The organism is Novosphingobium sp. (genome assembly GCF_032093395.1).
In the GTDB taxonomy this organism is placed as follows: Bacteria; Pseudomonadota; Alphaproteobacteria; order Sphingomonadales; family Sphingomonadaceae; genus Novosphingobium.
Genome location: NZ_DAMDBA010000031.1, coordinates 1 through 25,710, shown reverse-complemented (window position 1 = coordinate 25,710; position 25,710 = coordinate 1). Strand labels below are relative to the sequence as shown.

The window sequence follows — 25,710 nt, the reverse complement described above, 5'->3', positions numbered from 1 at the left end:
AGCGCGCCGCGAGCCGGCTCGTTCCCGCACTGCCACTCCTCAACCAACTTCGATCCTCACCGGCACGCCCTTCGCAGCGGGAGTCTTCGACAGAACGTCGTGGTGACCAAGCGGGATGAGCGGGTTCAGTTCGGGAAAGTAGCCGGCAAGGCAACCGCGCGGCAGGTCGAAGGGGGTGACGGCAAGGCCCCGCACGTCTCGGCGATGTTGCGTGTCGCAATCGGTGACAAGGGTGACTGTCGATGCTTCTTCCAGCCCGGCCTCCCGCATGTCCTCCGGGTTCATCAAGACGATCATGCGGCTTCCCTCAAGCCCGCGCAGCCGATCGGAATGACCGTAGACAGTCGTGTTGAACTGGTCGTTGGATCGCAAGGTGACGAGTGTGTAACGGCCGCTCTGCTCATCGAGCCCGTTTGCATTGAGGACATCGGGCACGGTAAACTCCGCCTTGCCGCTTTCCGTCTTCCAGATTCGGTCGTGGGCCGGATTGCCGCGATAGAACCCTCCCGGTTCATTCATCCGCGCTTCCATGTCGCGGAATTGGTCCGGATAGGTCCGCTCGATCAGGGCGCGGACTTTCGCGTAATCCCCGGTCCACTCGTCCCAGCGCCATGACGGATGGGCGGGCAGGGTTGCCTTGGCTATGCCGCTGACGATGGCCAGTTCGGACTTGAGATGCGGGCCGGCGGGCTCGCGCCGGCCGATCGAGCCGTAGATGTGGCTGAAGCTGTCCTCGATCGTCACGGTCTGAGGGCCGCTATCCTGAAGGTCTTCCTCGGCGCGCACGAGGCAGGGCAGGATCCACGACTGCTTGCCGGGCAGGAGATGGGTCCGGTTGAGCCGGGTGGCGACGTGAACCGTCAGTTCGAGGTCACGCCAGGCCGGATGGACCAGGGACTGGTCCGGCACGGCGCGCGCCAGATTGCCGCCGAGTCCGATAAATCCCTTCGCATCGCCCTTAAGCAGCGCTTCCAGGAATTCGACGGTCGTGTGGCCTTTTTCCGTGGGAGGGTCGAAGCCGAATATTTCCTTCAGCTTTTCCATCGGCACCAGTTCCGGCTTTTCCGAAATGCCCACGGTCCGCTGGCCCTGTACGTTCGAATGCCCCCGGATCGGCTGGCATCCGGCCCCCTGGCGGCCGATGTTGCCGCGCAGCAGCAGAAGATTGACCAGCATGCCGATCGCCTGCGAGCCGTGAACCTGTTGGGTGAGACCCATGCCGTAGATGCCAATGACGTTCTTCGCCGCGACGTAGACATCGCCGGCCTGTTCGAGTTCGCCTTGCGAAACACCCGAATGCCGCTCGATATCGCTCCATGACGTTTCCAGAACTTTCGCGCGGAAATCCTCAAGCCCATGGCAGTGGGCGGCCAGGAAAGCGGTGTCGAGGACGTTTCCCTGTTCGGCATCGCGTTCGAGGACTCGCTTGCACACGCCCACCAGGGCGGCGATGTCGCCGCCCGGCCGGACCTGCACATATTGGTGCGCGATTTTCGTGGAAGCGCCGACGGTCATCTGCCAGGGATTTTGAGGATCGACGAACTCGACAAGGCCGCGCTCGCGCAGCGGATTGAAGGCGATGATCTTGCAGCCGCGCTCCACGGCCTCCTTCAGCGGATGCAGGATGCGCGGACTGTTCGTGCCCGGGTTCTGGCCGAGATAGAAGATCGCATCGCAATGCTTGAGATCGTCGAACGTGCAGGTTCCGACTGGCGAGCCGATAACCTTCTTCAGCCCGACAGAGGTCGTCTCGTGGCACATGTTCGAGCTGTCAGGCAGGTTGTTATGCCCATACATTCGCGCGAACAGGCCATAGAGATAGGACGGTTCCAGCGCCGCCTTGCCCGACGCGTAAAAGGTGACGTCCTTCGGTGCCAGGCGCTTTAGGCTATCGCCAATCGCCTGGAAGGCCTCATCCCAACCGGCCCGCACATAGCGGTCGCTCGCGGCGTCGTAGCGCAGCGGTTCGGTAAGACGTCCGGCCTTTTCCAGATAGTGATCCTCCCAGTCGAGCAGTTCAGAAACCGAATGCTCCGCGAAGAACTCGGGCGCGCAGCGCTGCGAGGTCAGGTCCCAGATCGTCGCTTTGGCGCCGTTCTCGCAGAATTCCGCGACATGCGGGTTCGGAGGCTTGGCCCAGGCGCAGGACGAGCACATATAGCCGCCCGGCTTGTTCTGTTCGGCCAAGGTCTGAAGTACGGCAGGCTTCGCCTTGCTGGTCTTCTCGACACGGGCGATGCCGTCCAGCGAGCCCCAACCGCCGGTGGCGTTCTCGTAACGGCGCGGTCTTGCGAGATCATCCATTTTCCGCGTCCTACGCCAATGGTTCGTGAAGGGGACAGCCGTTCGTCGCAGCCCTGAAGTCGGCCGAGTGACGATACGTGTCTTGCCGCGCGCGGTTTATTCCACCGAGCGGCCGGTGTGCGGCCAGCCCGGTCCACACGGAAAAGCGCATGCCTTCATCCACGGCGCGCACTTGCGCTTCGCTCCAGCTATCCTGCGGCTGCAAAAGCAAGGTGGCGACTTGCACGAAGGGCGCTTCGTCCTCTTTCCATTCCACCGAGGCGTCCTCGATCGGCTGGCTCTGCGCATCGCGGCGCAATTGCACTTCGAAGGCCCATTCGCCGTGGATATGCGCCATCTCGCGCCGCACGGTTTCTCGAATGGCGTCCTTCCCGAGGGAAGTGTCTACCTTCTTGCCGGTAAGATCGGTAAGTTCGCGTGAGAGCGGGCGCAGACGGAATTTGGCGACATAACTGCCGTAGCGAAACGGGGTCACGCTGAAATAGGTTTCTTCCAGCGGATCGACCTGAGGCGCCCCGCCCAGACCGGCGAGCTTCGTACTTTCCAGGCCTACCGCACCAAGAGCGCCGTTGATGGCCTGAAAGATCTTGGAGGCTGCGACTTTCGCGCCTTCCGCGCGGTCGGTGGTCTTGGCGAGGATCTTGAGGTTACCGGCGAACTTTTTGATATCAGGTGTGGTGAATACCGGACCGTTGATCATTACGAAGTCCTGGGTGGAACCTTCGGCACCGGGCAGCCGCCCCCCCTCGACATTCAGAACCTTCATGGCAAGCCCTCTGGGAAGAGCGACCGCATCGTCGAGGATGTCGCCGGGATTGGTCGAGAGCCGGATATGGACGGGATAGCTCCCCGGCATGGCGAACAGGCCTTGCGCGAGTTCGGGCGGGACGTCTGCAGCGATCATCAATGTGCCTGAAAGGAGGCCGTGAGCCTTGGCGTGGACGGCCCGCACGGCCTTTCCGTAGTCCTGGTGCGTCGTCTGTAGGATTTCATCGAAAGAGGCATTGAGCTGCCCGACCAGCGCGGTTTCCTCGTCGCTGATTTCCTCGATATCGGGTGAATAGGAGAGTGGCGGTGAAAGGGGCATGCGTTCACTCCTGATAGCGCCACGATGTCAGCCACGCGCGCTGCGGAACTTGGGTATGCATGCCTAAGAGCTTTGTGCGGGCGCGGGTTCCAAGATTACGCCACCGCTAAATTCCTGATATTCACCGTGCCATGCAGACGAGCGCCCCAGGCCATTTGTCGCGTTCTTTATTCTTGGAGAGGAGAAAGAGGATGGCAGACGATAAAGATGTGCCCGGGAAGAAGGATGTTTCCCGAGCTGCAATGGGCAAAGATCATGAGGCCGATTATGGGACCAGCAAATTCGGCGTTTCTCGCGAGGCTTTGAAGCGCGCGGCTGCCGCTGTCGGCAACAGCGCCGAGGGACCTAGCGGCCGCAATGTCAGCGATTTAATCGAGTTTGAATTGAATCGGCATGGTGAATTCAACGATGTCTGGCCGGCCGGGAGGAATGGTGGGTAGCGGCTGTGCGCGGTGCAGCGTGTCGAGCGCGGCCTGATCCAGCGTGAAGAAACCGGACTTGCGCACGATGCCGCTGCTGAGCACGGCGCCGCTCCGGTCCATCCTGAAACGGACATAAACGACACCTTGCTGGCGCATGGCGCGGGCGCGGGAAGGATAGCGGCGAAAGCGTTCGAGGTGGGCAAGCACCGATGCTTCCCAGTCGGGATGAGCCTCGCTGGAGAGGCGGTCTGCCGTCGGAGCCGCGATACTTTTGGGAGCGGTGGTTTGCGGCACCGGTGGTCCCGGATCGGCAAGGTCGGGTGACTTCGGCGTGACCGGCGGTGTCGCCGGGGTCTGGCCCAGTACGATCTGCGGCGGCGGGATGTCCCGAACCGGCTGCGGCTTGTGGTCCTGCCTTTCCACCTGAACCGGTCCGGGCGGCAATTCCCGCACCGGGTCGGGAGGAGCCGCCAGAGGCTGGAATTCGACCACGAGCGGCCGGGGGGAGGGGGACAGCGACGGCCTCACCACCTGCCATGTGAACAGCAGCGCAAAGGCCAGCAGGACGGCGATGCAGCTCGTTCCCGCGAGTCCGGCAAGGCGGGAACTTCTGGAAGTGGGGTTTTCGCTGTAGCGCCCGCTCGCGGGGCTCGCGGCGAAGCCCGTGGCTGCTGATGCTCCGGGGCAGGCGGGCGCAGAAAAATGGCGCGGCCTCATGCGTCTGTTTCCGGCTCCGGACGCCGGAAGATCCAGACGGCCCAGAACAGCATGAAGGCGCAGATTGCGGTGGCGGTCAGGGGGCGCGGATGGACGTGGAACCAGAACAGCGCGAAGCCCAGCGTCATGCCGATGCAGGCGGCGATCTTGGCATGGCGCGGCACCGCGCGGTCCCGCCGCCATGCCCTGAGGCTGGGACCGAAGCGCGGGTGGTTCAGCAGCCAGGCCTCCAGTCGCGGCGAAGAGCGCGCGAAGCAGGGCAGCGCCAGCAGCATGAAGTCGGTGGTCGGTAACAGTGGCACGAAAATGCCGACGAAGCCGACCGCGACCAGCATGAGGCCCAGCACCAGCCAGGCACTGCGCGCCATGCGTCCGCGTTTCAGCAGATCCGGCGCCTGTTCCGCTTCTGCCACTTCAGGCGATGTGGGCATCGATATGGGCCTGAACCCGCGCGAATGCGGCAAGGGCGCCTTCGTCGGCCCTGGCCTCTTCGGCTTCGGAGAGCGGTACGGCGTCCAGCGCGGCGGTGAAAGCGCGCCAGTGCGGGGCCGGACCGGCTTCGGACGGGGCGAGGTGGCGAGCGCCGAAGGTGTCGGACAGAGCAAGCTTCTGCGCTTCCTTGCGCAGCAGCGCGGCGCCCATGTTGGAACCCTCCGCGACATAGAGCCAGCCCAGCGCGGTGCCGAGATCAGCGCGGGTGTCGAGCGCGAAAGTAGGAGCCTCGGTGGCGGGAACGTCGAGGCCGAGGTCGTCCATGTCGGCGATCACGCGGGCCATGCGGCAGCGGCTGGCGAGATCGGGGATCGCATCGCGCAGGTGAGGGTCGGCGTAGAGCGCCTCGACGTCGCGGTGGAACAGGTACTGGATGCGCAGAAATTGCCGATAGCCGTCCAGCGAGGCGAACGACGCGGCGGACATGATGGAGCGGTCCACGCCTTCATGAACGGGGCTGGTCGCGGCCTTGAGGCGCTTGGCTCGGCTGTCGGTGGGATCGGTGATGGTGATGGACATCATGGTCTCCTGTTGCAGGGTGGTTTTCAGAAAGTGCGGCTGAGACGCAGGCTCGCGCTCGTGCGGCGGTAGGAATAGAGCCAGTCGACTGTGCTTTCGACGCGGGTGTGCTGGAGCACGAATTCGGGGACGAGCCTTGCCAATCGCAGCGCCGGGAAACGGGCGATGGCGGTGGCGTTGTACTGGTCGTCGCGGCGGCGGGCAGCGAACACCTCGTTGAAGGCACGCGTGTCGCGGTGGCGCCAGGAGCCGATCAGCAGCAGGCTGGCCACCTTGCCGAAAGTCTTGTTCACACCCAGCCGAGCGCCCCACTGGCGATAGGCATCGACCTTGGCGGGGGCATCCTTCATGGCGAAATCCGGCCCGGCGAACAGGCTCCAGCCGGGGGAGGGCGCGTACCAGGCCGTCAGGCTCAGGTCCGTCATGCCTCCGTCCTGCGAACGGAACACGCGTTGGCGATAGCGGTAGTCGCGGTAGTTCGCCTCGATCCGCAGCAATGTCCTTGGCGAGAGCACGTGCTGCCACAGGGCATTGCCCCCCGGCGCCGTGTAGAGCAGCGCCGATCCGAAAGTGCCGAGATCGAGCGAGGGGGACAGCGTCAGGGTGTCGCGGGCGGACTGGTACTGGTAGCCGACCCGCAGCATCAGCGTCGATTGCGAATAGTCGTGGTGCTGCGGGTAGATATCGCCGAACAGCAAGGCGCTGGCCCGCAGCGCGTTATGCCCGGACAGCGGCAGCGTGCGGCCCAGCGTGCCTTCGAAATTGAGGCCTATGGCGCGGATAGGATCGGGCACCTTGCGCTCGAACAGACACGATCCATCGGCTGCGGCCAGCAGGCAGGTATAGCTGGCCGAGGACTGGTTGAGATTGCTGCTGTAACCGGGGCCGAGCGCGAAACTGCCCTGCCAGCCGCGCCGCTGCTTCAGGGCGCCGAGGAAGGCATCGACGGTGGCGAGAACGCCGTGCGTCTGCTGGCCCTGCGATGCAAGCAGACGGCGTATGTCTTCGAAGGCGCGCTTTGCCTCGCGGTCCTTGCGGTTCTCGAACAGCACGCGCGCCAGTTCCAGACGGGCGGGCATGAACTCGGGGCTGAGCGAAAGCAGTGCGCGGTAGCGGCGCTCGGCCTCGGCCAGCTTTCCGTCTTTTCGGGCAAGTGCGCCTTCGGCGCTGAGCACCAGCATCGGATCGTGATCGGGATAGCGGCGATAGGCGGCGAGGAAGCGGCGAACGTCGCGCCACTGCTTGCGTCCGATCGCGATGTAGAGCGCGCGGCCCATGTCGTCGACATTGTCGCCGACCACGTAAGTGGTGCCGTCCAGTTCCAGCGAGGTGGGCACGGTGTCCCAATCCTCGGCATCCTTCAGCCGCTCGCGTTCGGCCTTGCGCTGCTGCACGTCGGCCTGCTGGTCGAGGCGCAGGCGGGTGTCCTGATCGCTCGCGCTTTGCGCCGCCGCATGGGCGGGCAGCAGCATTGCTGCCATGCCGGCGTACAGGAGCAGCCGAAAGGATGTGCGGTGATGCGCCATGTCTCGTTCGAAAGAGGTTGTCGGGCGGACGGGGCCGGACCGTTTGTGCCGGATGGCCCGGCCCCGTCTCCCTGTTCAGGCCGCCGGGGTTACTGCGTGCCGCCGAAAGCGGTGTCGTACTGGCGGCTGCCGGCGAAGGTTGCGGCACCTGCCAGTGCCTGTGCGGCCGAGCCGAAGAACTGGGCGCTCACGTCACCGCCCGATGCCAGCGTCGCGCTGGTGGAGGCGTTCGAGGCGGTGGCGGTGCCGAGGCCGATGACCTGCGAGCCGACGATGTCGGCGGTACCGATGTCCACCTTCAGCGCGGCGTTCTGGATCGAGCCGGTCAGGGTACCGGCGCCGAAGTTGGCGGTGAAGTTGCCGGTCAGCTGCGCGCCGCTGGAGGCGTAGTTGCTGATGCCCTTGACGGCGTAAGTGGCGGTGCCGCTGGTGGGTACGCTGGCATCGGCAGTGGCGCCGGTGCCGCCGTAATAGACCGTGTGATCGCCCGCCGTGGCGCTGCCGGTCTGGGACCATTCGCCATAGTAGACGTCATGGGAGCCGACCTTGGCGTAATCGAAGCGGCCATACTTCGAGTGGTCGGTGGTGGCCTGCGTCGTGTTGACGAAGCTGGTCACGCCGTTCGCATCGGTGCCGAGAATGCCCTGGAGGCCCTGGAAGTCGATATACTGGGTGGGCAGCATGCTGGGCACGTTGATGCCCACGCGCCCCGGGACGTGGATCGAGCCTGCGGAGACCGTGCTGACGCCGATCTTCACTTTGGTGGTGTCGCTGGATTCACCGACGATCTGGGCATGGGCAGTGCCCGCCATGGCGCCGGAAAGTGCAAGGGAGAGACCAAGGGCCTTGAGATGAGAGAATTTCATTCTACTTCTCCTGCGTGTTGGTGCGCCTGATCGTCAGGCGCATCGATCCAGGGTCGCTGTCGTTGTCCGGGTCTGTCAGGATTGCTGGACGCGGCGGCGGCCCTGAAACTTTGTTTAGAACTTCCCCGTCAGGCTCAGTCGCACCGTCCTGCCCGGAGCGGGCAGCATGGAGCGTGACAGGGGGTCGAGGTAATAGCGGTTGTTGAGGTTGAGCCCGGTCAGCTCGGCGCTGAAGCGCGCGTTGATCCGAAACTTGGCGTAAGCGTCGAGCGTGATGATCTCACCCCAGGTATAAGGGATGTTGAGCGCGCACCCGCCCACGCAGTCGTTATCCTGCGTGAATTCGCCCAGCTGCGGATTGTCGTAGGCGCTGTACCAGATGAGACGTCCACCCAGCTCCAGCCGGCGATCGAGGAAGCGTCCGCCCACGGTCCAGTTCACCGAGTCCTCGGGCGTTGCCTGGGTAAGCAGGAAGCCGGCGAGGAAGCCATATTTGACACAGTCCGGCACGCGCCCGCGCGACGGATCGAGCTGGGTCGCGATGGATTCGTCGCAGGCCTTGTTGGTGGTCATGTGTCCGGCGCTGATGTCGGTAAAGAAGCGGCCGTTGTCGAAGCGAGCCTGCAGTTCGAACCCGGCGATCACCTGCTTGTCGAGGTTGGTGAACATCAGGTTGGTATCGCGCTCGATCACGTTGCGCGTGGTGTTGTGATACCAGGTCAGCTTGATGTCGGCGTGCTGATCCTCGCCGCCGAGGCCCAGTAGCGGGCGCAGGTCCTGGACGAAGGCGGTTTCCCATGAGCGCATGCGTTCGGGCTTGAGGTTGGCCAGCGGGTTGATCGAGGCCGCGAAGCCGATCGTGCTTTCGAACATGCTGGGGAAGCGCAGCGCTTCGGCATAACGCACGTAGGCCCGGCTGCTATCGCTGAAGGTGATCGTGGCCGATGCCGTAGGCGTCCAGCCATGGCCGGACTTGCGCCTGGCCTCGTTGACCGGCACGGAGACGAGATTGGGGCCGGCTACGCAGGAACCGGATACATAGGTGGCCAGGCTGTCGAGCGAACCGTTGAGACAGATGTTGTCGGCGCGGTTGTAGTTGCCGTTGGCGTCGGCGTTCCAGTCGGCGCCGGTGCGCGTCCAGGTGAACGTGGTCGGGTTGGCGTTGTAGCGGGCCAGAGCGGTTGCCACGAGCCGGTTGATCACCGCCTGGCTGGCATTGGTGGCGCCATAGCGTTCGCGCAGATAGGCTTCGTAGGCGGTCGCGCCATATTCCGAGGTCTGGTAGGTCGTCGAGTAGTTTTCAGTTAAGAACCGGTCGACCGAACCACCTTGCAGTTCGATGTACTTGGGCAGGAAGTCGTCCTTTGCCCGGTAACCGGAATAGGCCAGCCCTGCGTTCAACTTGAGGAAGCGAGTGGGTTTCCATTCGCCGCTGAAGTTGATGCGGTATTCCTCCCGCCGACCGGCGCGGGGCAACTGGCGCCAGCCATTGGCGGCAGCATTCGAATATTCGTCGTCCGAACGCAGTTTCTCGTGTTGCCAGTTGCCTTCGAGCAGGAAGCTGAGCGTGTCGGACAGGGCGAACTGGTTGCTGGCGGTAAAGCCGAAGCGATCGTTGCGGGCGTTCATGATCGCGCTGTTGATGATGATGGGATCGGCGATCGATGCCGAATTCGGGAAGCCGCCGGAGCTGTAGGTGTCGCTGACGGTGTGGGTAAGCCAGCCGGTCAGACGAACGTCCAGCCAGCGGCTTCCGGGTTGCCACTTGTACTCGGCGTTGTAGGCCTGCGCATGGACCTTGCTCAGCGGCCACTGGATATTGCCGAAATAATTACCGTCGGTGGTCATGATGCGCGAAGGCATGATTTCGCCAAATTTGGTGCGGCTGTCGCGGAACCCGACTTGCAGGGCCTGGTCGTCGGCGATGTGCCATGTGGCCTTGAGCAGCACCGATTCCAGTTCGCTGGAGGTGTTGGGCACCTCGTTGCCCGGCTCGTAGTTGAGACCGAGGATGCGCACGTAAGTATCGGCGTTCTGCGGCAGGCCTTCCTGCTGGTAATAACGTGCGCCGGTCTTGCCCGAGAAGTAGTTGCCGCGCTCGCGGAAGGCATAGGCGCCCATCAGGTCGAGATCGCCGACCCGGCCCGCCGCAGCCAGCCGGATCGCGCGGTCGCCGAAGGAGAAGCTCTCGTTGTCCTCCGAAGTGCGCAGGTTCACACGCAGCGAGGAATCGCAATAAGGATAGGTGGGAGAGCCCCCGGTCGAACAGAGAAAGCCCGGCACGTCGTTGTAGTTCTGCCCCGTCAGCAGAGTGGGAAGGCGCGGGTTGGTGGAGTTGTTGCCGCCTTCCAGCCGCAGTTCGAAACCGAAGCTCTGGCCCGGTTGCAGGATGTCGTCGGCATCGAGGGTGTTGATCACCACCGCGCCGCCGGTCGATCCGTTGATTCCGCGCGCCGAGACCGGCCCCTTGAGTACCTGCACGCCGGAGATCAGGCTGGGATCGATATAGCTGCGGTTGCTGGCGCCGTTGTAGCCGCGCCAGACGGTCAGCGCCTGTTCGGTGCCGTCGATCACGACGGGGACGCGGCCCGGGCCCTGAATGCCGCGAATGCTGGGATCGATGGCGCCGCCGTTGCGGGCATCGCCGCTGTAGACGTTGACCATGCCCTTGAGCACGTCGGCGGTGTTGACGCCCTTGTAGCGCTCCACCTCGTCCTTGCCCGCGTAGACCGAGGACATGTCCGCATCGTAGACGGCATCCTTGCGGCGGGCATCGCGCTCGGCACCGGTCTCCGAAGTAGCCTCGATGCTCTGCGCCTCGACCCGCAATGTACCCAGGTTCACGGCGCCTGCCTCAGCGGGCGCATCGGCGGCGGCCTGTCGCACGCGGGCGAGAGTGACGACGTTGCCTTCGATGCGAAAAGTGAACCCGCTCGTTGCCAGCAGCCGAGCCAGTGCGTCCTCTGTGGACATTTTGCCGCGAAGGCCTGCGCTGCGCTGGCCTTGGAGGTCGGAGGCGTTGATGCTGACCTGCAGGCCGGACTGGCTGCCGAAATCCATCAGCGCTTCGTCGAGCGCCTGTGCCGGGATATCGAAGCTGCGAAAGGCCTGTGCCGCACCCGTCTGTGCCGCTGCCACGCTCGGCCATGCGAGCACGCTTGTCGAAGCCGTTGCCAGCAGAATTCCTGCAATAGCTCGGACGTGCCCTGTCCGTCCGTACTGTCCCCCCGAGATCACACTGTCGCTCCCTACATCTGAATGTCGCATGCTAAATGCTAATGATTGGCATTCGCATATGTCATTGACGGATGGGCGAGAGGCATTTCCGGAAGAAAATTTAGAAAATTTATAACGTCATGATTTAAAACAAAAAATCATGAAATCTGGAGGGGCTGGCTTACTCCACGGTGACGATTTTCAGCCACGGGGTGAGACGCCTGACGCGGATGGGATGGGCTTTCCCAAGGGCCGACAAGGCCGCGTCGGGATCGCGAAGGTCGTAGATTCCTGTCACCCGGCGCGAAGCCAGCCCTGGCCCTCGAACGACCATATAGCCTTCGTACCAGGGGCGCAGCGCATCGAGCACTTCGCCGACCGGGCGGTCCTTCACGAACATCCGGCCTTCCACCCATCCAGCGACGCGTTCCGCGCGCATTGCGCCGCGTTCGGCTCGGCCGTCCGCTGCGAGTGCAACCGTCTCGCCCCGGTGCAGCACGGTGCGTGGACCATGTCCGGCGTAATCGACCGCGACGATGCCGCGGCGCACGGCCACGGCGGCATCGGCGGAAAGGCCGTCCACTTCGAACGCCGTGCCCAATACGGTGACCACGGTATCGTCGGCCATGACCCTGAACGGACGCGACTTATCGTGCGCGACGTCGAAATAGGCGCGGCCGCGCAGCAGGTGTGCGGATCGCGCCTTGCCGTCGATGTCGAAGGACAAGGCGCTGTCCGGCGCCAGTGTCACGCGGGTGCCGTCGTCCAGCGCGACCGATCTGACTTCGCCTGCGCCGGTCATTTCCTGTGCGCGAAGGCGCAGCGCCATGTCCGGCGCGAGCGCGAGGCAAAGGCAGGCGGCAAGCCCAAGTCCCCCGACCAGACCCCAGCGCCGGTAGGAAAAACCGCGCCGGTCGGTCCGCTGCGGGAACTTGCAGACGTTGTCCGAAACTACCGCATCGTGCGCAGGCGCATTGTCAGGAACCCTGTTCGAGGGGAACGCGGTTTCGACCGCACAGGCCAGATCGAGCGCCGCATCCCAGCTCGCCCGATGCGCGGGGCTGCAGTCCAGCCATGCATCGAAAGCGGCGTGCACGGCGTCGTCGCCCGGCTGGTCGTCGAGGCGTACCAGCCATTCCAGCGCCTCCCGGTCGAGTGTCTGCCGGTCCGGGGCGCTCATGTTCCCGTCTTCGCTGATCATGGAACTTGCGTCTTTCCCGTCGAATGTCCGAAGTTTTTTCTCTCGTTATCTGGAAGACGAATGATGCCGCAATTTTTCCGGAACAATGTGATCACCGCCGTGGCCCTCCTTGTCGGCGGGCTTTGCGGCAGTGTTCCAGTGCGGAAACGACCAGTTCATGAACGAGGCTCTTGGACAGCCCGAGCCGCATGCCGACTTCGACCAACGTCAGCCCCTCGACCCGGTTCAGGAGGAAGGCCTGTCGCGTTCGTTCGGGCAGGCGGGAGACGGCGTCCATGACATGAGAGAGTTCGTCCGCGGCTTCCGAGCTGGCTTGCGCGGACGGCATGTCGCTTGCGATCCGCTGCGCAGCATCGGTTTCGTCCTGCGCGAACAGGCGGCTTTCGAAAGCGCGGCGGCGTCTGGCGTCAAGCGCGAGATTGCGCACGATCCGGAACAGCAGGCGGTCGGGTTCGTGGATCGTCTGGATGGTGGCGGCAGCGATGAAGCGGGCCCACGCGTCCTGCACGATGTCCTCGGCCAATCCGATGTCGCGGGTGATCGTCGATGCGTATCGGATGAGAGCGGGACGGTTCTTCGTGAACACCCCGAGATGATCAGGCCTTTGCGATTCTGCTTTGCTCCCGAAGGGGTTATCCATTTCCGGGCCAATAGCAGATCAGTTGTTGCGAACCAATCGCAAAAGTGTTTTCGCATTCAGCACAAGATCATGGGAAACCGAAGCCTCGATATAGGGGGATTTATGCCGAGGCAGCGTAGTTGATAACCAGCGGCCGGTGCGCAGTCTCCGTCAGCGCATGAAGAACTCTACCGGTACGACCAGTTCGATGCTGTCGCCCTTCACCTCGGCAGGGAGCTTTGGCAGCGGCTGCGCCCGCTTGGGAAGCGATACCGCCTCGTCGTCCAGAGACCGGAAGCCCGACGACCGCTCGATGCGGGAGGACAGCACCTTGCCCTCGCGGTCCATGACGAAGCGAATATAGGGCACGCCCTGCTGGCGGAGCATCGCGGCCCGGCGGGGATAGCGCTTCACCTTGTTGAGCGCGCCGAGGACCAAGCCCTCCCATGTCGGCTTGGCATTGCTAGCCTGCGGTGCTGGCGGTTCGGGCTTGGCCTCGGGCGCAGTCGTCTCCATCACTGGTGGGCCAGGATCAACAATCGGCTTTACGATTGGAGCAGGCACAAGGTCTGGGCTGGGCAATTGGATCTGCGGCGCGGGAATGACAGGTCTGTCAGAAATCGGTTCAGCGTGCTCCTTCCGCTCTTGTTCCGGGCCGGGCGGCTTCTCACTCGGAGATTCGGGGCGGGCGGCGGGAGGCGCTACGTTGAAGACGCTGAGATGCGTGGCCTCTTTCGGGACATGGAATACCGTCCATGTGAACAAAGCTCCGCTGATAATAACCATAACGACCAACGCTACCCCGCCCAAGCCGAACAGGCGCGTGCCGAACGACATGGGTTGATCGGAGTAGCGTCCTGGCGGTTGCGAGTGGACAGCAGCGATTGCCGGTCTCGCAGGCCCAGCATGTTGTACGGGCAGTTCTTGGAAATGAGACAGGTTGAGGGTCATCCGGTCAGGCCTTCAAGGAGGGGCGCTGCAAGCATCACACCGGCAAGGATCAGCGCCATCCGCAGGAGCCGCTCCGTAGCGGAACACCAAAGGATGACGGGCATCATCTGCGCATGGCCCGGCATCGTCCCGGCCATGACTGCGCCGCCGCGCGGAAGCGGCAGAATGGCGGCGAGCAAAATGCTCGCCGCCGAACCCAGGCCATACGATAGGAAAACCCCAGTGCTGAAGCGCTGACAGACCCGGTCAATCATCGATCAGTATTTCGCGCGCAGCGTCACCATGAAGCTGCGGGGTTCGCCATAATAGCTGCCATAGGTCGTATAGCCGATCGTCTGGTAATAGCGCTTGTCGAACAGGTTGTTGACATTGACAGCGACATTCCAGCTCTCACTGAGATCATAGCCAACGCGCGTATTCCACAAGGTATATCCGCCCTGCGTGATCCTCGTTCCACGATTGAGCGTGTAGATTTTGGATTGTGCGGTAACGCCGCCACCGACACTGAACCTGCCGGTTTCATAATTGGCCCACAGCCGCAGGAGATGACGCGGCGTCAGGCCGTTGAAGACGGTTCCCTCATTCGCATCGCTAAGGTCTCGCGTGATCTTGGTCTTGGTGAAGGTGTACCCGGCCTGCAATTCCAGCCCCGGCGCCACCCGGCCGTTCAGTTCCGCCTCAAATCCTTCGGCCCGAACATCACCCGAATTGATATAGCAATAGCCGTCCGAAGAGCCGGGACAGGACGAGGCATAATCGGTCTGGGCCAGATCATGGCGGTCGGTCCGGTACAGGTTGATCGCGCCGTTCAGGCGATCGTCGAACCATGCACCCTTTACACCCAGCTCATAGCTGGTTCCCGTCACCGGCTTCAGCGGATTGCCCGATTCCGTTTCATAATCGCTTTGCGGCGTGAAGATTTCCGCATAGCTGGCGTAGAACGACACGTTGGGTGTCACGTCGAAAATCGCCGCCGCAAACGGCGTGAACTTCGCATTGTCCTTTACATGGCGATAGGAATGGACACCCCAGAAGGCCGCATTCTCCCGCTCATAATCGTACCAGCTCAACCGGCCGCCCAGCACGATGGTGACCGGGTCCGCGACCTTCATCCGCAGGTTGGCGTACATGCCAAAATTCTTGCTGGTACTGACGTCGGGCACCGCCCCGCCGCGATAGGCATTGGGGGCATAATAGCTGTCGTCCGGTTCGGCGACGTTGCTGACGGGATGGAAGGCGTCCTGCGTTTCGGTCATGCGGATCAGCGCCCAGCGATCATCATGCTTGGAACGGCTGGCGTTGATCCCGACGATCAGTTGATGCTCCTGACCCAGGGCGCGGAACTTGCCATCGACAAAGGCATCCACGCCGTAATCCTGATGGTCGTAATCGAACAGGCCCGAATAGAGCGCCAGCGGCGCGGTCGTGCTGCCCAGCGGGATCGATCCTTCGGCGAAGGCATATTTGATGTCCTGGTCATTCTGACTGAAGACGGCCGATGCCTTGAACGTCCAATCCTCGCTGAACCTGTGCGTGAGATCGGCGAACAGCGTCGTCCGCTCGCTCTTCCAGCGGTTCCATTTCATACCGAGACAGGTGGAGCGGTCGAGATGCGGATCGCTGCCGTCGCTGTAGCGCGGCAATCCGTGGAAGCAGGGCGTGGCGTTCAGTTTTTCATAGGAAATGCCGGCGCCCAGCGTCGTGTCCGGCGATACGTCATAGTCGAGCGCCGCATAGGCGATCCGGTCGCCGCGCTGCCCGATATCGTAGAAATAGTCCCGCTCCTGCATGGCCAGAAGCCCACGGGCGCGCAGCGTGCCCGAAGCATTGAGAGGGCCGCTGGCGTCCAGTTGGGCGCGGTAATTGTTCCAAGATCCAGCCTGGATCGTGCCGGAAAAGGTCGGTTCATAGGTACCGCGCTTGCGCACGAAATTCACCGTGCCCGCCGGGTTGCCCACGCCCCTCAGCATGCCGGCCGTGCCGCGCAGGACTTCCACGCGGTCATAGAGCGCCATGTCGGCGTTAAAGCTGCTGGCCTGAACATAATTGCCGCCAACGTCCAGCGGCACGCCATCATAGAGATATTGACCGGCCTGACCGCTCATCTGGAAGCCGCGCGAATAGAAATAGCGGCCACCCATGGGCGATTCCCCGACGGTGATGCCGGGTGTCTTTTCCAGCACCTGTTCGACGGTGTTGAGGTTGAGGTCATCGAGAAATTTGCGGGTCACCACTGTGACGGACTGCGGGATTTCCTTGAGCGCTTGGTCACCCTTGAACATACTTGCGCCACGCGCGGCGTAAGATTGGGTGCCCTCGGACGCAATAGGGTCGTCCGTCAGGCTTGTCAGATCGGCGGTCTCGGCCCCTTCGACCCGCACAGGGCCAAGTTGAACGGTACTGGCCGAAGCCTGCGGGACAGCTACGAGGGTGACCGTCGCGGCGCCTGTAAACCTGAAAGTCAGACCGGATCCGGCAAGGCTTCGCGACAGAGCTTCTGGAGTGGACATTGTGCCACTGGCGCCCTGGGAGCCAACTTCCGGCAAGGTGCCGCCATAGGCAAGCGTGATGCCGGTCTTCTCCGTGAACGCTGCCAGCGCTGCGCCCAGCGATTGCGGTGCAATCTCGAACCGAACCGTCCCTGCCGTCTGGGCCTGCGCCACAGGGGCAGCCATCTGAATCGTAGCCAGCGTCATCACCGAAATAGCACAGCGCAGTGCTGCCCTCCGGATCGCCCCAGCCGTCCGCCGTTGCTTCATCGTCATATTCATATCCCCGCTTCACGTCGTTCCCGTCAGCGCTTCGCAGCGCCCACACAAAGGAAGACGGGCGGGTTTCACGATTGTCAGGTATGCTAATGATAATTATTTTCAGGCTGCCGATCGGATGAGCGTCAACAGCGGTGTCAGCTGGGTAATGCGCATGGGCAGGCTGCCGCCCAACTGGATCAATGCGTCATCGGCCTTGCTGGCATCGATCATCAGCGTAACGCGTTGCGTGGCCAGCTTGTCATCCATGATCCAGGTTTTGCCAGATCGCCAGCGGTCCAGCTTAGCCACGACTTCGCGGAGCGGGCGCGAGATGAAGACCAGCCGTCCCTGCCGCCATGCCAGCCCAGTCGGGTCCGATACAGCCGGATTGGACGGCCCATCGGCGCCGTAACGGCAACTCTGGCCTTCGCGTAGATCTGTCGAACGGCCTGAAGCCCTTACGCGAACGCTATGCTCGGTAACGGTGACAAGACCGCTTTTGCCATCGCTCGCCACAGCGAAAGCGGTGCCTAGCGCCGTTGTGGTGCCGCCTGCGCTTTCGACGACGAAAGGGCGTGCTGGATCGCGAGCAACCTTGAACCATGCCTCGCCGTCATGAAGGTGGATGTGGCGTTGGTGGCCGGTAAAGGCGACGGAGATCGCGGAACCTGTCGAAAGTTCAACGGACGAGCCATCGCCAAGCGCTACTGTACGCCGTTCTCCGATGCCCGTGGTGTAATCCGCCAAGGGATGTGGACCGAGTACTACGCGGCCGGTTCCTGCCAGCACACCCCCTACAAGCGCCAAGCTGCCCGCTCCGCGCAGAACGGCGCGGCGATCATGGGCAGCGTCCAGGCGAGCAAGACTGGGCAAATGGCCGGAAGCGCCCCACAATCGTTGCAGACGGTCGTAGGCCGCGCCGTTTTCGGGATCGGCGCTGCGCCATGCCTCGAAAGCGGCCCGCTGGCTTGTGTCGGCAGGGTCTTCGTGCAACGCGACGAACCAGCGCGTGGCTTCCCTGGCCGCCGGGTCCAGCCGGTCGAGCGGATCGGGTTTAAGACGTCGGTTCACGCACGTAGATTCCCATTGCCGTGCGTCCACCGCACCTTGCACTAACCCCTAGACGAGCGAGGATGACGATTGTCAGGCTCTGTCGTCAAATTCGGTGTCAGCGGCCAGTTGAATGGCAACCAGCGCCTTGGTCATATGATCGTGGACCGTCTGGCGCGAGACACCAAGTCGGCGGCCGATTTCCGCGAAAGACAGACCCTCGAAGCGCGACAACCGAAAAACCTGGCGTGGGCGAGCGGGCATTGCGGCAATGATCGCGTCCATGCGGCGCAGTTCTTCCCGTACGATGAGCTGCTTTTCCGCACTGGGGCGCGGATCGGCTATGCGGGCGACGACGTCATCCGGCGCCCATGTCTCGACACCCAGCGCTTCCCGACGCCGATGGTCGATCATCAGATTGCGGGCGACTTTAAGGAGATAGCCACGGATATTCGCAATCGGCCCGCCGTTCGATATCCCATTGGAGACTTTCACCCAGCTTTCCTGAGCTATGTCCTCCGCCTCCGGTGCCCCGCGCATCAGCTTGCGCGTATGATTGACGAGCGTGCCGTGGAACTCGCGGGCAAGCGCGTCCATATCCTCGGCACTATTGTCCACCATCGATCCAGGCTTTCCGATCCCCAGGCGTTGTCGCCAAACGAGAGCGCCCCGTAGTCAAGTTGCGACTTATTCGCAAGAGCGGACTGCATATAGCCCGACGTGTGGATCCGTCAGACTGGTACCGCCGATCGCGCAAAACCCTCTATCTGCGGATCTGAGGCGCTACGCGGAGCGACTTCTATCCCTTTACCAATGACTGCGGCGCGCGACGTTTGCGCGCCGGGCCGACCGTAATCGGCGCTGTTTGTGCAAAAAGCGCCTCAGTCCGGTTCGCGTCTTCAGAAACATCGGATTTTCGGCAATGAAGACAGGTTTATAACTACAGGGCAGGAACCGTCCAAATCTTGCCGTTCAAGGGGCAGTATCACCTCCGATCAATGGTTGGCGCCGAGTTCGGCGATGACGCGGTTGCGCATGATGGACAGCTGCGCAACGAGGTCGGTCAGCAGATAGGCATCACGGCGGCGCGTCCATGGCTGAGCGGACTCGGGATCGTATTGTACCGGCAGCGGCACCTCGCGCGCGACAGATGCGTTCATGCCATTATCGCGAGAGACGATCACGCAGCGCTTGATGTGGTCGCGGTGACCGACAACGGCAACCTTGCCCAATGCCTGCGCGGAACCGGCACGGGCGACCACTTCCTTGGCGACGCCATCGGTGCTCAGGTAAATCGTTTTGCCATCCGGCCCCGTGATGGGATGGATCGAGACGACGTCCTTCATTCCATGCTTCCGCGTCAGGACCTGCGCGATTTCCCACTGCGCATAGACGCGCACGGCGCGGGCGCGCGAGATGGCATAAACGGCATCGGCCAGCAGCGCATTGATCGGTCCCGGTTCGGGTGCCTCCCCGCTGTCGGAAAGCCCGGTATCAGGGTCGACCTTTCCGGTCGGCGAACGATAGCCGAAGCTATAGGCGACGACGCTGTCGGCTTCGCGCACCGGGAATGTCGGATATTTCCAGCGAAATCCCGCCTCGGCAAGATGCGCGGCCAGTTGTCGAGCAACGGCCTGATCACCCAGCTCGCCATAGAGCGTCTTTACCATCAGTCGCTCCAGGGCCTCGGCATCGCTCCCGGCGCCTGCAACGCCCAGAGCGGCCCCCAAAGCGGAAGGCGCAAAGGTGGCCTGAGCAGCCAGGAGGCCGGTGGGCGCCCCGACGAGTAACGCACGGCGTGTGGTCATAATAGTCTCCGGTCACGGCTGGGCCGGGTCGGTAGCCCGGCCCGGCCGTGTTGGTTTCAGAAGCTGACGTTAACGAAGCCGCCGACCGTGCGGCGCGCATTGGGCGAGGTGTAGTGCAGCAGGCCGAGTACGCCGTACTGCTGCCATCCGGTCGAGAAGTACTTGTCGAACAGGTTGCGTGCGTAGACGCCGACCTCGATCGGGCGATTGGGCAGCGTGACACCGAGGCGACCGTTCACGAGACCATAGCCCGGAACGTGGGAATAGGCGGGCTGGCCCACGACGGTCCAGTACTCGCTGCGATAGGCATAGTCGGCATGGGCCTTGAAGCCGAGGCCCGAGTCGAATTCGTGATCGTAATCGATCGACGCCGTACCCGACCATTCAGGCGCGTTCGTCAGTCGCGAACCGGTGTAGTTGGTCGTGGCGTTATAGACGTAATCGGTGAACTTGGCGTCGGTGTAGGTTACCGCGCCAGACAGCTGCAGGCCGCGCATGGGCTGGACCACCAGACTGCCTTCGATACCCTGGGTGCGCAGGCCGCCGGCATTGCCGATGACGGTGGCGTTTATCGTTCCGCCCGCCCCATCGGGGATCTGCGTCAGGATCGTCGCCTGGAAGTCCTTGAAGTCCGACCGGAACGCATCGAGGTTGAAGCGCAGGCGGCGGCCGAACCACTCGGATTTGATGCCCGCTTCCCAGGCCTTTACCGTTTCGTCCTGATAAGGCGCGTACTTGTTGCCGACGAAAGCGATGCCTGCGGGTTTGTAGCCGGTGGAATAGGTTGCGTAGAGCATGACGTTGTCGGCAACCTGATACGTCGGCGCGATGCGGAACGAGAAATTGTCGCCCTTCACACGGCCGAAATCGTAGGCTGGTGCTGCGCTCGAAGCGGTGAAGGCAGGGGTATATCCTGCGATCGGTTCAGGGTTGATGGTGATGTAGTCGATACTCTGGGAATTGTTGTCGTGCGTGTAGCGGCCACCCAGCGTGAGGGCGAGGCGCGGGGTGAAGTTGAACTTCAGCTGGCCGAAAGCGGCCATGGTTTCGTTCACCGAATCGAATAGCGAGGCATTGCCGTTCTCTCCAATCGCGCCCGTCAGCGCGATCAGCGTGGGCAGCGGCGTGCCTGCGCTGTCGTAAAGCGGCTGCCCGCCGGTGGACCACTGCAACTGCGTTTGCCGCGCATGCAGGCGGTTGTAGAAGGCACCGACCAGATATTCCACGAAACCGCCAGTGGGCGATGCCAGATGGGTTTCCTGGCTGAACTTATCTGTGTCGAGCTGGCCCAGATTGAAGGGGATGTAGGCGTAGCGATCGTAAGGCGTCAGGCTTGCCGGCGTCCAGTTGTCGTAGCGGGTGGCGCGATAGGCGGTGATCGAGGTCAGGTCATGATTGCCCAGCTTGGCGTCGGCCCGCAGAGAGGTACCCCACTCCTCGGTGACGATCTGGCCGAAGGACGAATCCGCCGTGTCTGCACTTTTAGGCCCAGGATAGACGCCCAGTTCGTTGAGGATCGCCGTAACCGCGGCGGACTGACCGGAAACGGGCGTGCGCACGCTGCTGTCCCAGTGATAGGCATAGTCGCCCGAAAGCGCCAGGTTGAAACTATCCGAAGGTTCCAGATAGAGTCGCGCGCGACCGCCGTACTCGTGCTGCGACCCGACCTTTCGGTTCAATGTAACGTTGCGGCCGAAACCGTCGAAGGCTTGGTCGAAACCGGACACGCGCAAGGCCGCGATCGGGCCGAGCGGCACGTTGGCGGTGGCGTTGAGGATACGCTCGTCATGTTCACCGAAGCTGGCGCTGGCGCGCAGCGACCATTCGTCCAGCTTGGGCTTCGTGGTGCTCACCGCGATGACGCCCGAAGTGGCGTTCTTGCCGAACAGCGTTCCTTGTGGCCCCATCAGGACGTCGACGCGGTCGATGTCGACGAGGCCGGTCAGGCCATTGGCGCGCTGACCGTCCATCACCACGTCATCGACGACTACGCTGACCGACTTGGCGTTCGAAAAGTCGAACGAGGTACTGCCGACGCCCCGGATCTGGAACGCGGCGCCTTGGGTGGGATCGTACTGCACGCCCGGCATCGTATATTGCAGGTCGGTGACAGAGGTGTAGCCGATCTTGGCCAGTGTCTCGCCGTCGATCGATTGGATCGCCAGGGGAACCTTCTGACTGCTTTCGGCGCGGCGCTCTGCGGTGACGGTGATCTCGGGAAGCGCGTCGTCAGCAACGGCAACCTCCTCGGCTTGCGCGGCAAAGGCCCAGCAGGGCGCAACCGCCCCGGCCAGGATCGTCGAGAGAAGGTGGATCGTACGCTTGCGATGGATAGCAGACATGGGAGGGCTCCGTCCTGTTGACCGGGGGTCTTCAGGGGGAGCTCCTAGAGCGGCTCAGTGACTCTTTTGAGACATTCGTACTGTATATATACCTCACATAATCGTATTTTCGAGACAGGTGTACGGCCTATATGAAACCCGCAATCAGCTCCTCCATATCGGGCCAGTCGGTATGTTCCGCCATTGTGCGCAGGCCACTGCCGATCGAGGCCATGACCATCGCCTGCACACATGCGCGATCGGAATTCTCCGCGATGCCAAGCCACTGGGCATACAAGGCATGGACGTTCTCCGCGCGGCGGCGGCGCATATCGATGGCGAAAGGGCGAAACGCCGGGTCGGTCAGGGCCGACAGCGCGCATTCGTGAGTCAGGCGGATTATGTCGCCATTACCCGAGCGCGCGCCAGCGGTATGAATCTGGCTGCGCATTCGACGATAGACTGCCTCCACCCCTGCGAACAGGATATCGCGATGGGTCGGGAAATGATGTGCCACGCTGGAGGTCGCGACGCCCGCCGCCTGGGCGACGGTACGGTGAGACAACGCGCCCACCCCTTGCTCCACGACGATGTCGGCGATCTTTTCGGCAATGACGCCCTTGGATCCGGACGGAACGGCAAATACTTCATCGAAGGCCGTCGCCGCCGGTATCGCCAAACGCTCGACCAGCGCCATATGCCATTGAGTAGCGGTTGGATCTGCATTGACGCCGCCACTTCGCAGCATGCCGCGTATAGTCGAATGGCGCAGCAAACGATAATCCGTCTCGTCTGCCAGAAGGATGGAAAAGACCTGTTCATCCAAACAATATCGAGCGATGAGGCGCGCCAGCTTCTCCCCCTGTTCCGAACGAGACAGCAGATCGCGCCACAGTCCTTCCGTCTCTTCGAACAAGGCCGAAATAGCGGGGAGCGACTGGGGTTCACGTCCGGCCGTTAATGCCAGTTCGCATAGGACGATCGCTGACGTACGCCTTGTTCCTGCCCCCTGATCCAGCCATTCGCAGATGAGATCTGGCAGGATACCACTCACCACAGGGTCGTGACCGCCGACCCGCTCGCTCCATTCCGCACGTGCCGTGGCAGCCAGTTCGATCTCACGATCCAGCACGGCAGCAATCAATGCTGCACGATCGCCGATGCGATAGCTGATCGAACCCGCTGAAGTGGCAGCGGCTTCCGCGACATTGCGCAAGCTCATGCCTCCGATGCCCTTCATGGCGATCACGCTACGGGCCGCGTCGACAATGCGCTGCGTTTCCAAATGTTTTGCTAGTGACTTGGATGGGTTTTCAATTGCCATGCCGCATGGCATATCGCCATCTGCACTCTAGTCCACTGCCCTTTCGAACCAGAATGCCGACGTTGTCATACCAGTGAGGGTGTAAATGACCGGTTCCAGCGTGAAGCCACATTCCCGTAGCAGAGTCGAAGGGCTTCTTCGGGGTGACAGCGGCTGGAGACCGGGTGGTCTGCAACTGAACGGCTGCCTTGGTTGAAATCGCCACGCCCTACGTCCATTAATGCTGCTCGACCCGCGCGCCTTGGCGTTCTACCCGCAAGGCTATGCTGAACGTCGTCCATCATCCCGGTTACGTGGTCGAAGCCGAACATACGGGCACTTTCCCACATGACAAGTATGCGCTGGTCATGCGTGCGCTGGGCGAAAGCGGCGTACCGATGACGGTCCATACGCCCGAAGTCATGCCGCGAGAATGGCTCGAGGCTGTCCATGACCCGACTTATGTCGACGAAGTCATCGGTTGCTCGGTGCCGACTGCCAAGCAGCGCCGGATCGGTTTTGCGATCGACGAACGGATATCCCGGAGATCGCAGCTTTCTCCCGGTGGAACATGGCTCGCGGCGAAGCTGGCGCTCCGGCACGGGTATGCCGCAAATTCCGCTGGCGGCAGCCACCACGCCCTGGCCGATACCGGCGCGGGCTATTGCGTGTTCAACGATCTGGCGCTCGCCGCCAACAGGCTGATCGACGAAGGCGACGTCTCGCGTATCCTGATCCTCGATCTCGACGTGCACCAGGGCGATGGCACTGCGGCCCTGACGGCAGGGCGCTGCGACATCTTCACGCTTTCCATTCATGCCGAGAAGAACTTCCCCACACGCAAGGCGCGCTCGTCGCTGGATATCGGACTACCCGATGGAGTGGGCGATGCGGACTATCTGGACGCTCTCGCCGGATCACTCCCCATGGTGCTCGATCATTTCGTGCCGGAACTGATCCTGCTGCAGGCAGGCGTCGATGCCCATCGGGACGACAAGCTTGGCCGGCTGTCCCTGACCGACGAGGGCCTTTCGGACCGCGATCGCTTCGTAGCGACGGAGGCGAAGCGGCGCGGCATTCCATTGGCGAGCACGCTGGGCGGTGGCTACGGCGCGGACCGCAAAGCCGTGGCCCTGCGGCACGCGCGCACGATCCTCGCTCTTTCCGCCACGATCAACGCGAGGGATGCCGCCTGACCGAAGGGGATTCCTGGGCGGGTTTACTGGGCGCCCTGCCTCTCGGCGTTGAGCCGCTCGACAAGCTTTTCGATCTCGTCTGGATTGAGAATCCAGGTGCGGGTCTTACGGCCTTCGCGAAACACGGGCCGCGTCAGCAGGATGCGCGCCTGCTCCTTGGCGAAAGGCTTGAAAAGCGAGAAGTGCATCACGCATTCAAGCATCACTCCGATCACCGGCGTCTTGCCATCCAGATCGATCAGCGTTGCGGGCTGGTCCCAGGGAATGTTCATCATATTGCGCGACTACCGCGGGTTCTTACGAATGCAAAGGCTGAATGCCAAAACGCGCAAAACTCCAAAAGCCTGGCGAGAGTGCTGCAAAAACCGGACGGTCAGCGCCGGTACAAACGTCGCAACCGCATCGAGATCACCTTCGGCCGCCTCACAAACTGGCGCCGCGTTGCCATTCGCTACGATCGCTGGCCCGCTGTCTTCTTCTCCGCCATCGCGCTCGCCGCAATCGTCATCGTGTGGCGTGATCAACGAGTCCTGACCCCAGGCTTCACTCATACCAGTTCGAATGTGCGGGGGGGGCTGGCTCAAGAAGATCGGAGTTTGGCAATCGCCGAGGTTCAGCGTTGAACGCGCACCATCATCAGTTCCGCTGCCTGTCCTGGCGCGGGCAAAGCCGTATGCGTGTCCGTCGTCCATATCAGTTGTCCGCTGCCATCTGTGATGCGGGCCGACACGGCGTAGCGGCCGCGGGGATCGATTTTCGACGCATCGTAATCGAGCGCGAAAGGCAGGGGGACTTGCCGCCCTTCCGTAGCGAATTCGGTCGAGGCAATGACTGTCGCAGCAGTATCCATCCGGCTTACGTCGCTGATGGCGACCGAGAGGTGCGCATCCGGCGGCAGTGCAATCCGTTCGCGATATGTGGCCCGTCCTGACAGCGTAACGATCCCGTTCGGTGCGCCCGTTTCGTGCAAGCCTGTTCCGTGCGTAGTGGTTTCGCAAGCCGTCAGCGCGGCGACTAGGGGGAGAAGAAAATAGAGCCGCTTCATGATTCTCCCTGCCCCTTGAGCTTTGGTATTGCCGTTCCGCTCTCGCGATACAATCAATTTGGAGGCGGCGCAACTAAACCGCACGGAAATCCAGATGGCAGCCCGAAGGTTAACATCCTGGACACTTCAATCGACGAATTGTTTATAGCAATCGTTCTGAAATCGTGAACGCGGATTGGATATGGCGTTGAACTTTCTCTAATTTTACTCATATAAGAAGCGGTGGGCGATTCATTTTTGATCGTTTCCGGCATTTCCGATGTTATACCAAGGTGCATTGATCAGAACCCATGAGCCCATTGGCGCAGTCCGAGGGA

General features: G+C 62.5%; 22 protein-coding genes and 1 pseudogene. 3 read left to right on the top strand and 20 right to left on the bottom strand.

Annotated features, from left to right (window positions below; all coding sequences use genetic code 11):
• Positions 1-39: 39 nt before the first annotated feature.
• Positions 40-2,304, bottom strand: coding sequence for an FdhF/YdeP family oxidoreductase (locus RT424_RS12260; RefSeq protein ID WP_313438343.1), 2,265 nt, complete (start codon positions 2,302-2,304; stop codon positions 40-42).
• A gap of 10 nt (positions 2,305-2,314) precedes the next feature.
• The gene (locus RT424_RS12255; RefSeq protein ID WP_313438340.1) at positions 2,315-3,391 is read right to left on the bottom strand and encodes a catalase family protein; all 1,077 of its coding nucleotides are present in this window, start codon (positions 3,389-3,391) and stop codon (positions 2,315-2,317) included.
• Between the two features lie 131 nt (positions 3,392-3,522).
• On the opposite strand from RT424_RS12255, the gene RT424_RS12250 reads away from it, so the two are divergent.
• Complete coding sequence (locus RT424_RS12250; RefSeq protein ID WP_313438338.1) at positions 3,523-3,831, top strand: DUF3606 domain-containing protein; 309 nt, start codon at positions 3,523-3,525, stop codon at positions 3,829-3,831.
• Here the strand turns inward: RT424_RS12250 and RT424_RS12245 are convergent.
• The 16 genes from RT424_RS12245 to RT424_RS12170 all read right to left on the bottom strand — a co-directional run bounded on the left by RT424_RS12245 (position 3,760) and on the right by RT424_RS12170 (position 23,173).
• Positions 3,760-4,530, bottom strand: coding sequence for an energy transducer TonB (locus tag RT424_RS12245; RefSeq protein WP_313438335.1), 771 nt, complete (start codon positions 4,528-4,530; stop codon positions 3,760-3,762). The genes RT424_RS12250 and RT424_RS12245 overlap by 72 nt on opposite strands.
• The gene (locus RT424_RS12240) at positions 4,527-4,961 is read right to left on the bottom strand and encodes a YbaN family protein (RefSeq protein ID WP_313438333.1); all 435 of its coding nucleotides are present in this window, start codon (positions 4,959-4,961) and stop codon (positions 4,527-4,529) included. Before RT424_RS12240 ends, RT424_RS12245 begins: the two co-directional genes overlap by 4 nt.
• Positions 4,945-5,541 (bottom strand): biliverdin-producing heme oxygenase, encoded by a 597-nt coding sequence (locus tag RT424_RS12235; RefSeq protein ID WP_313438330.1) that lies wholly within the window; start codon positions 5,539-5,541, stop codon positions 4,945-4,947. Before RT424_RS12235 ends, RT424_RS12240 begins: the two co-directional genes overlap by 17 nt.
• A gap of 26 nt (positions 5,542-5,567) precedes the next feature.
• Positions 5,568-7,022, bottom strand: coding sequence for a porin family protein (locus RT424_RS12230; protein ID WP_313438327.1), 1,455 nt, complete (start codon positions 7,020-7,022; stop codon positions 5,568-5,570).
• 134 nt (positions 7,023-7,156) lie between these two features.
• Positions 7,157-7,933 carry a Slam-dependent surface lipoprotein gene (locus tag RT424_RS12225; protein WP_313438324.1) on the bottom strand — a complete coding sequence of 259 codons (777 nt, stop codon included), beginning with the start codon at positions 7,931-7,933 and terminating at the stop codon, positions 7,157-7,159.
• Positions 7,934-8,047: 114 nt separating this feature from the next.
• On the bottom strand, positions 8,048-11,089 hold the full coding sequence (locus RT424_RS12220) for a TonB-dependent receptor domain-containing protein (RefSeq protein ID WP_313438321.1): 3,042 nt from the start codon (positions 11,087-11,089) through the stop codon (positions 8,048-8,050).
• Between the two features lie 241 nt (positions 11,090-11,330).
• Complete coding sequence (locus RT424_RS12215) at positions 11,331-12,350, bottom strand: FecR domain-containing protein (protein ID WP_313438318.1); 1,020 nt, start codon at positions 12,348-12,350, stop codon at positions 11,331-11,333.
• Positions 12,351-12,441: 91 nt separating this feature from the next.
• Positions 12,442-12,936 (bottom strand): sigma-70 family RNA polymerase sigma factor, encoded by a 495-nt coding sequence (locus tag RT424_RS12210; RefSeq protein WP_313438316.1) that lies wholly within the window; start codon positions 12,934-12,936, stop codon positions 12,442-12,444.
• 204 nt (positions 12,937-13,140) lie between these two features.
• The gene (locus RT424_RS12205; RefSeq protein WP_313438313.1) at positions 13,141-13,485 is read right to left on the bottom strand and encodes an energy transducer TonB; all 345 of its coding nucleotides are present in this window, start codon (positions 13,483-13,485) and stop codon (positions 13,141-13,143) included.
• A 431-nt stretch (positions 13,486-13,916) separates the two neighbouring features.
• Positions 13,917-14,174 carry a hypothetical protein gene (locus tag RT424_RS12200; protein ID WP_313438310.1) on the bottom strand — a complete coding sequence of 86 codons (258 nt, stop codon included), beginning with the start codon at positions 14,172-14,174 and terminating at the stop codon, positions 13,917-13,919.
• 3 nt (positions 14,175-14,177) lie between these two features.
• Positions 14,178-16,595 (bottom strand): TonB-dependent siderophore receptor, encoded by a 2,418-nt coding sequence (locus tag RT424_RS12195; protein WP_313438307.1) that lies wholly within the window; start codon positions 16,593-16,595, stop codon positions 14,178-14,180.
• A gap of 195 nt (positions 16,596-16,790) precedes the next feature.
• Positions 16,791-17,741 (bottom strand): FecR family protein, encoded by a 951-nt coding sequence (locus RT424_RS12190; RefSeq protein ID WP_313438304.1) that lies wholly within the window; start codon positions 17,739-17,741, stop codon positions 16,791-16,793.
• 72 nt (positions 17,742-17,813) lie between these two features.
• Positions 17,814-18,341, bottom strand: coding sequence for a sigma-70 family RNA polymerase sigma factor (locus RT424_RS12185; RefSeq protein WP_313438302.1), 528 nt, complete (start codon positions 18,339-18,341; stop codon positions 17,814-17,816).
• A 374-nt stretch (positions 18,342-18,715) separates the two neighbouring features.
• Positions 18,716-19,528, bottom strand: coding sequence for a hypothetical protein (locus RT424_RS12180; RefSeq protein WP_313438300.1), 813 nt, complete (start codon positions 19,526-19,528; stop codon positions 18,716-18,718).
• 56 nt (positions 19,529-19,584) lie between these two features.
• Positions 19,585-21,870, bottom strand: coding sequence for a TonB-dependent receptor domain-containing protein (locus RT424_RS12175; protein ID WP_313438297.1), 2,286 nt, complete (start codon positions 21,868-21,870; stop codon positions 19,585-19,587).
• 127 nt (positions 21,871-21,997) lie between these two features.
• Entirely contained in the window at positions 21,998-23,173 is a 1,176-nt protein-coding gene (locus tag RT424_RS12170; protein WP_313438294.1) for a TetR/AcrR family transcriptional regulator, read from the bottom strand.
• Between the two features lie 263 nt (positions 23,174-23,436).
• Between RT424_RS12170 and RT424_RS12165 the strand changes: the two genes are divergently transcribed.
• Positions 23,437-24,348 carry a histone deacetylase gene (locus RT424_RS12165; protein WP_313438291.1) on the top strand — a complete coding sequence of 304 codons (912 nt, stop codon included), beginning with the start codon at positions 23,437-23,439 and terminating at the stop codon, positions 24,346-24,348.
• Positions 24,349-24,371: 23 nt separating this feature from the next.
• Here the strand turns inward: RT424_RS12165 and RT424_RS12160 are convergent, their stop codons facing one another.
• Positions 24,372-24,623 carry a hypothetical protein gene (locus RT424_RS12160; protein WP_313438289.1) on the bottom strand — a complete coding sequence of 84 codons (252 nt, stop codon included), beginning with the start codon at positions 24,621-24,623 and terminating at the stop codon, positions 24,372-24,374.
• Positions 24,624-24,722: 99 nt separating this feature from the next.
• Here RT424_RS12160 and RT424_RS12155 point away from each other — a divergent pair.
• A pseudogene (locus RT424_RS12155) lies at positions 24,723-24,863 on the top strand (IS5/IS1182 family transposase); the annotation flags it as partial.
• A gap of 98 nt (positions 24,864-24,961) precedes the next feature.
• Here RT424_RS12155 and RT424_RS12150 read toward each other — a convergent pair.
• Positions 24,962-25,393, bottom strand: coding sequence for a YbaY family lipoprotein (locus RT424_RS12150; protein WP_313438287.1), 432 nt, complete (start codon positions 25,391-25,393; stop codon positions 24,962-24,964).
• Positions 25,394-25,710: the final 317 nt, after the last annotated feature.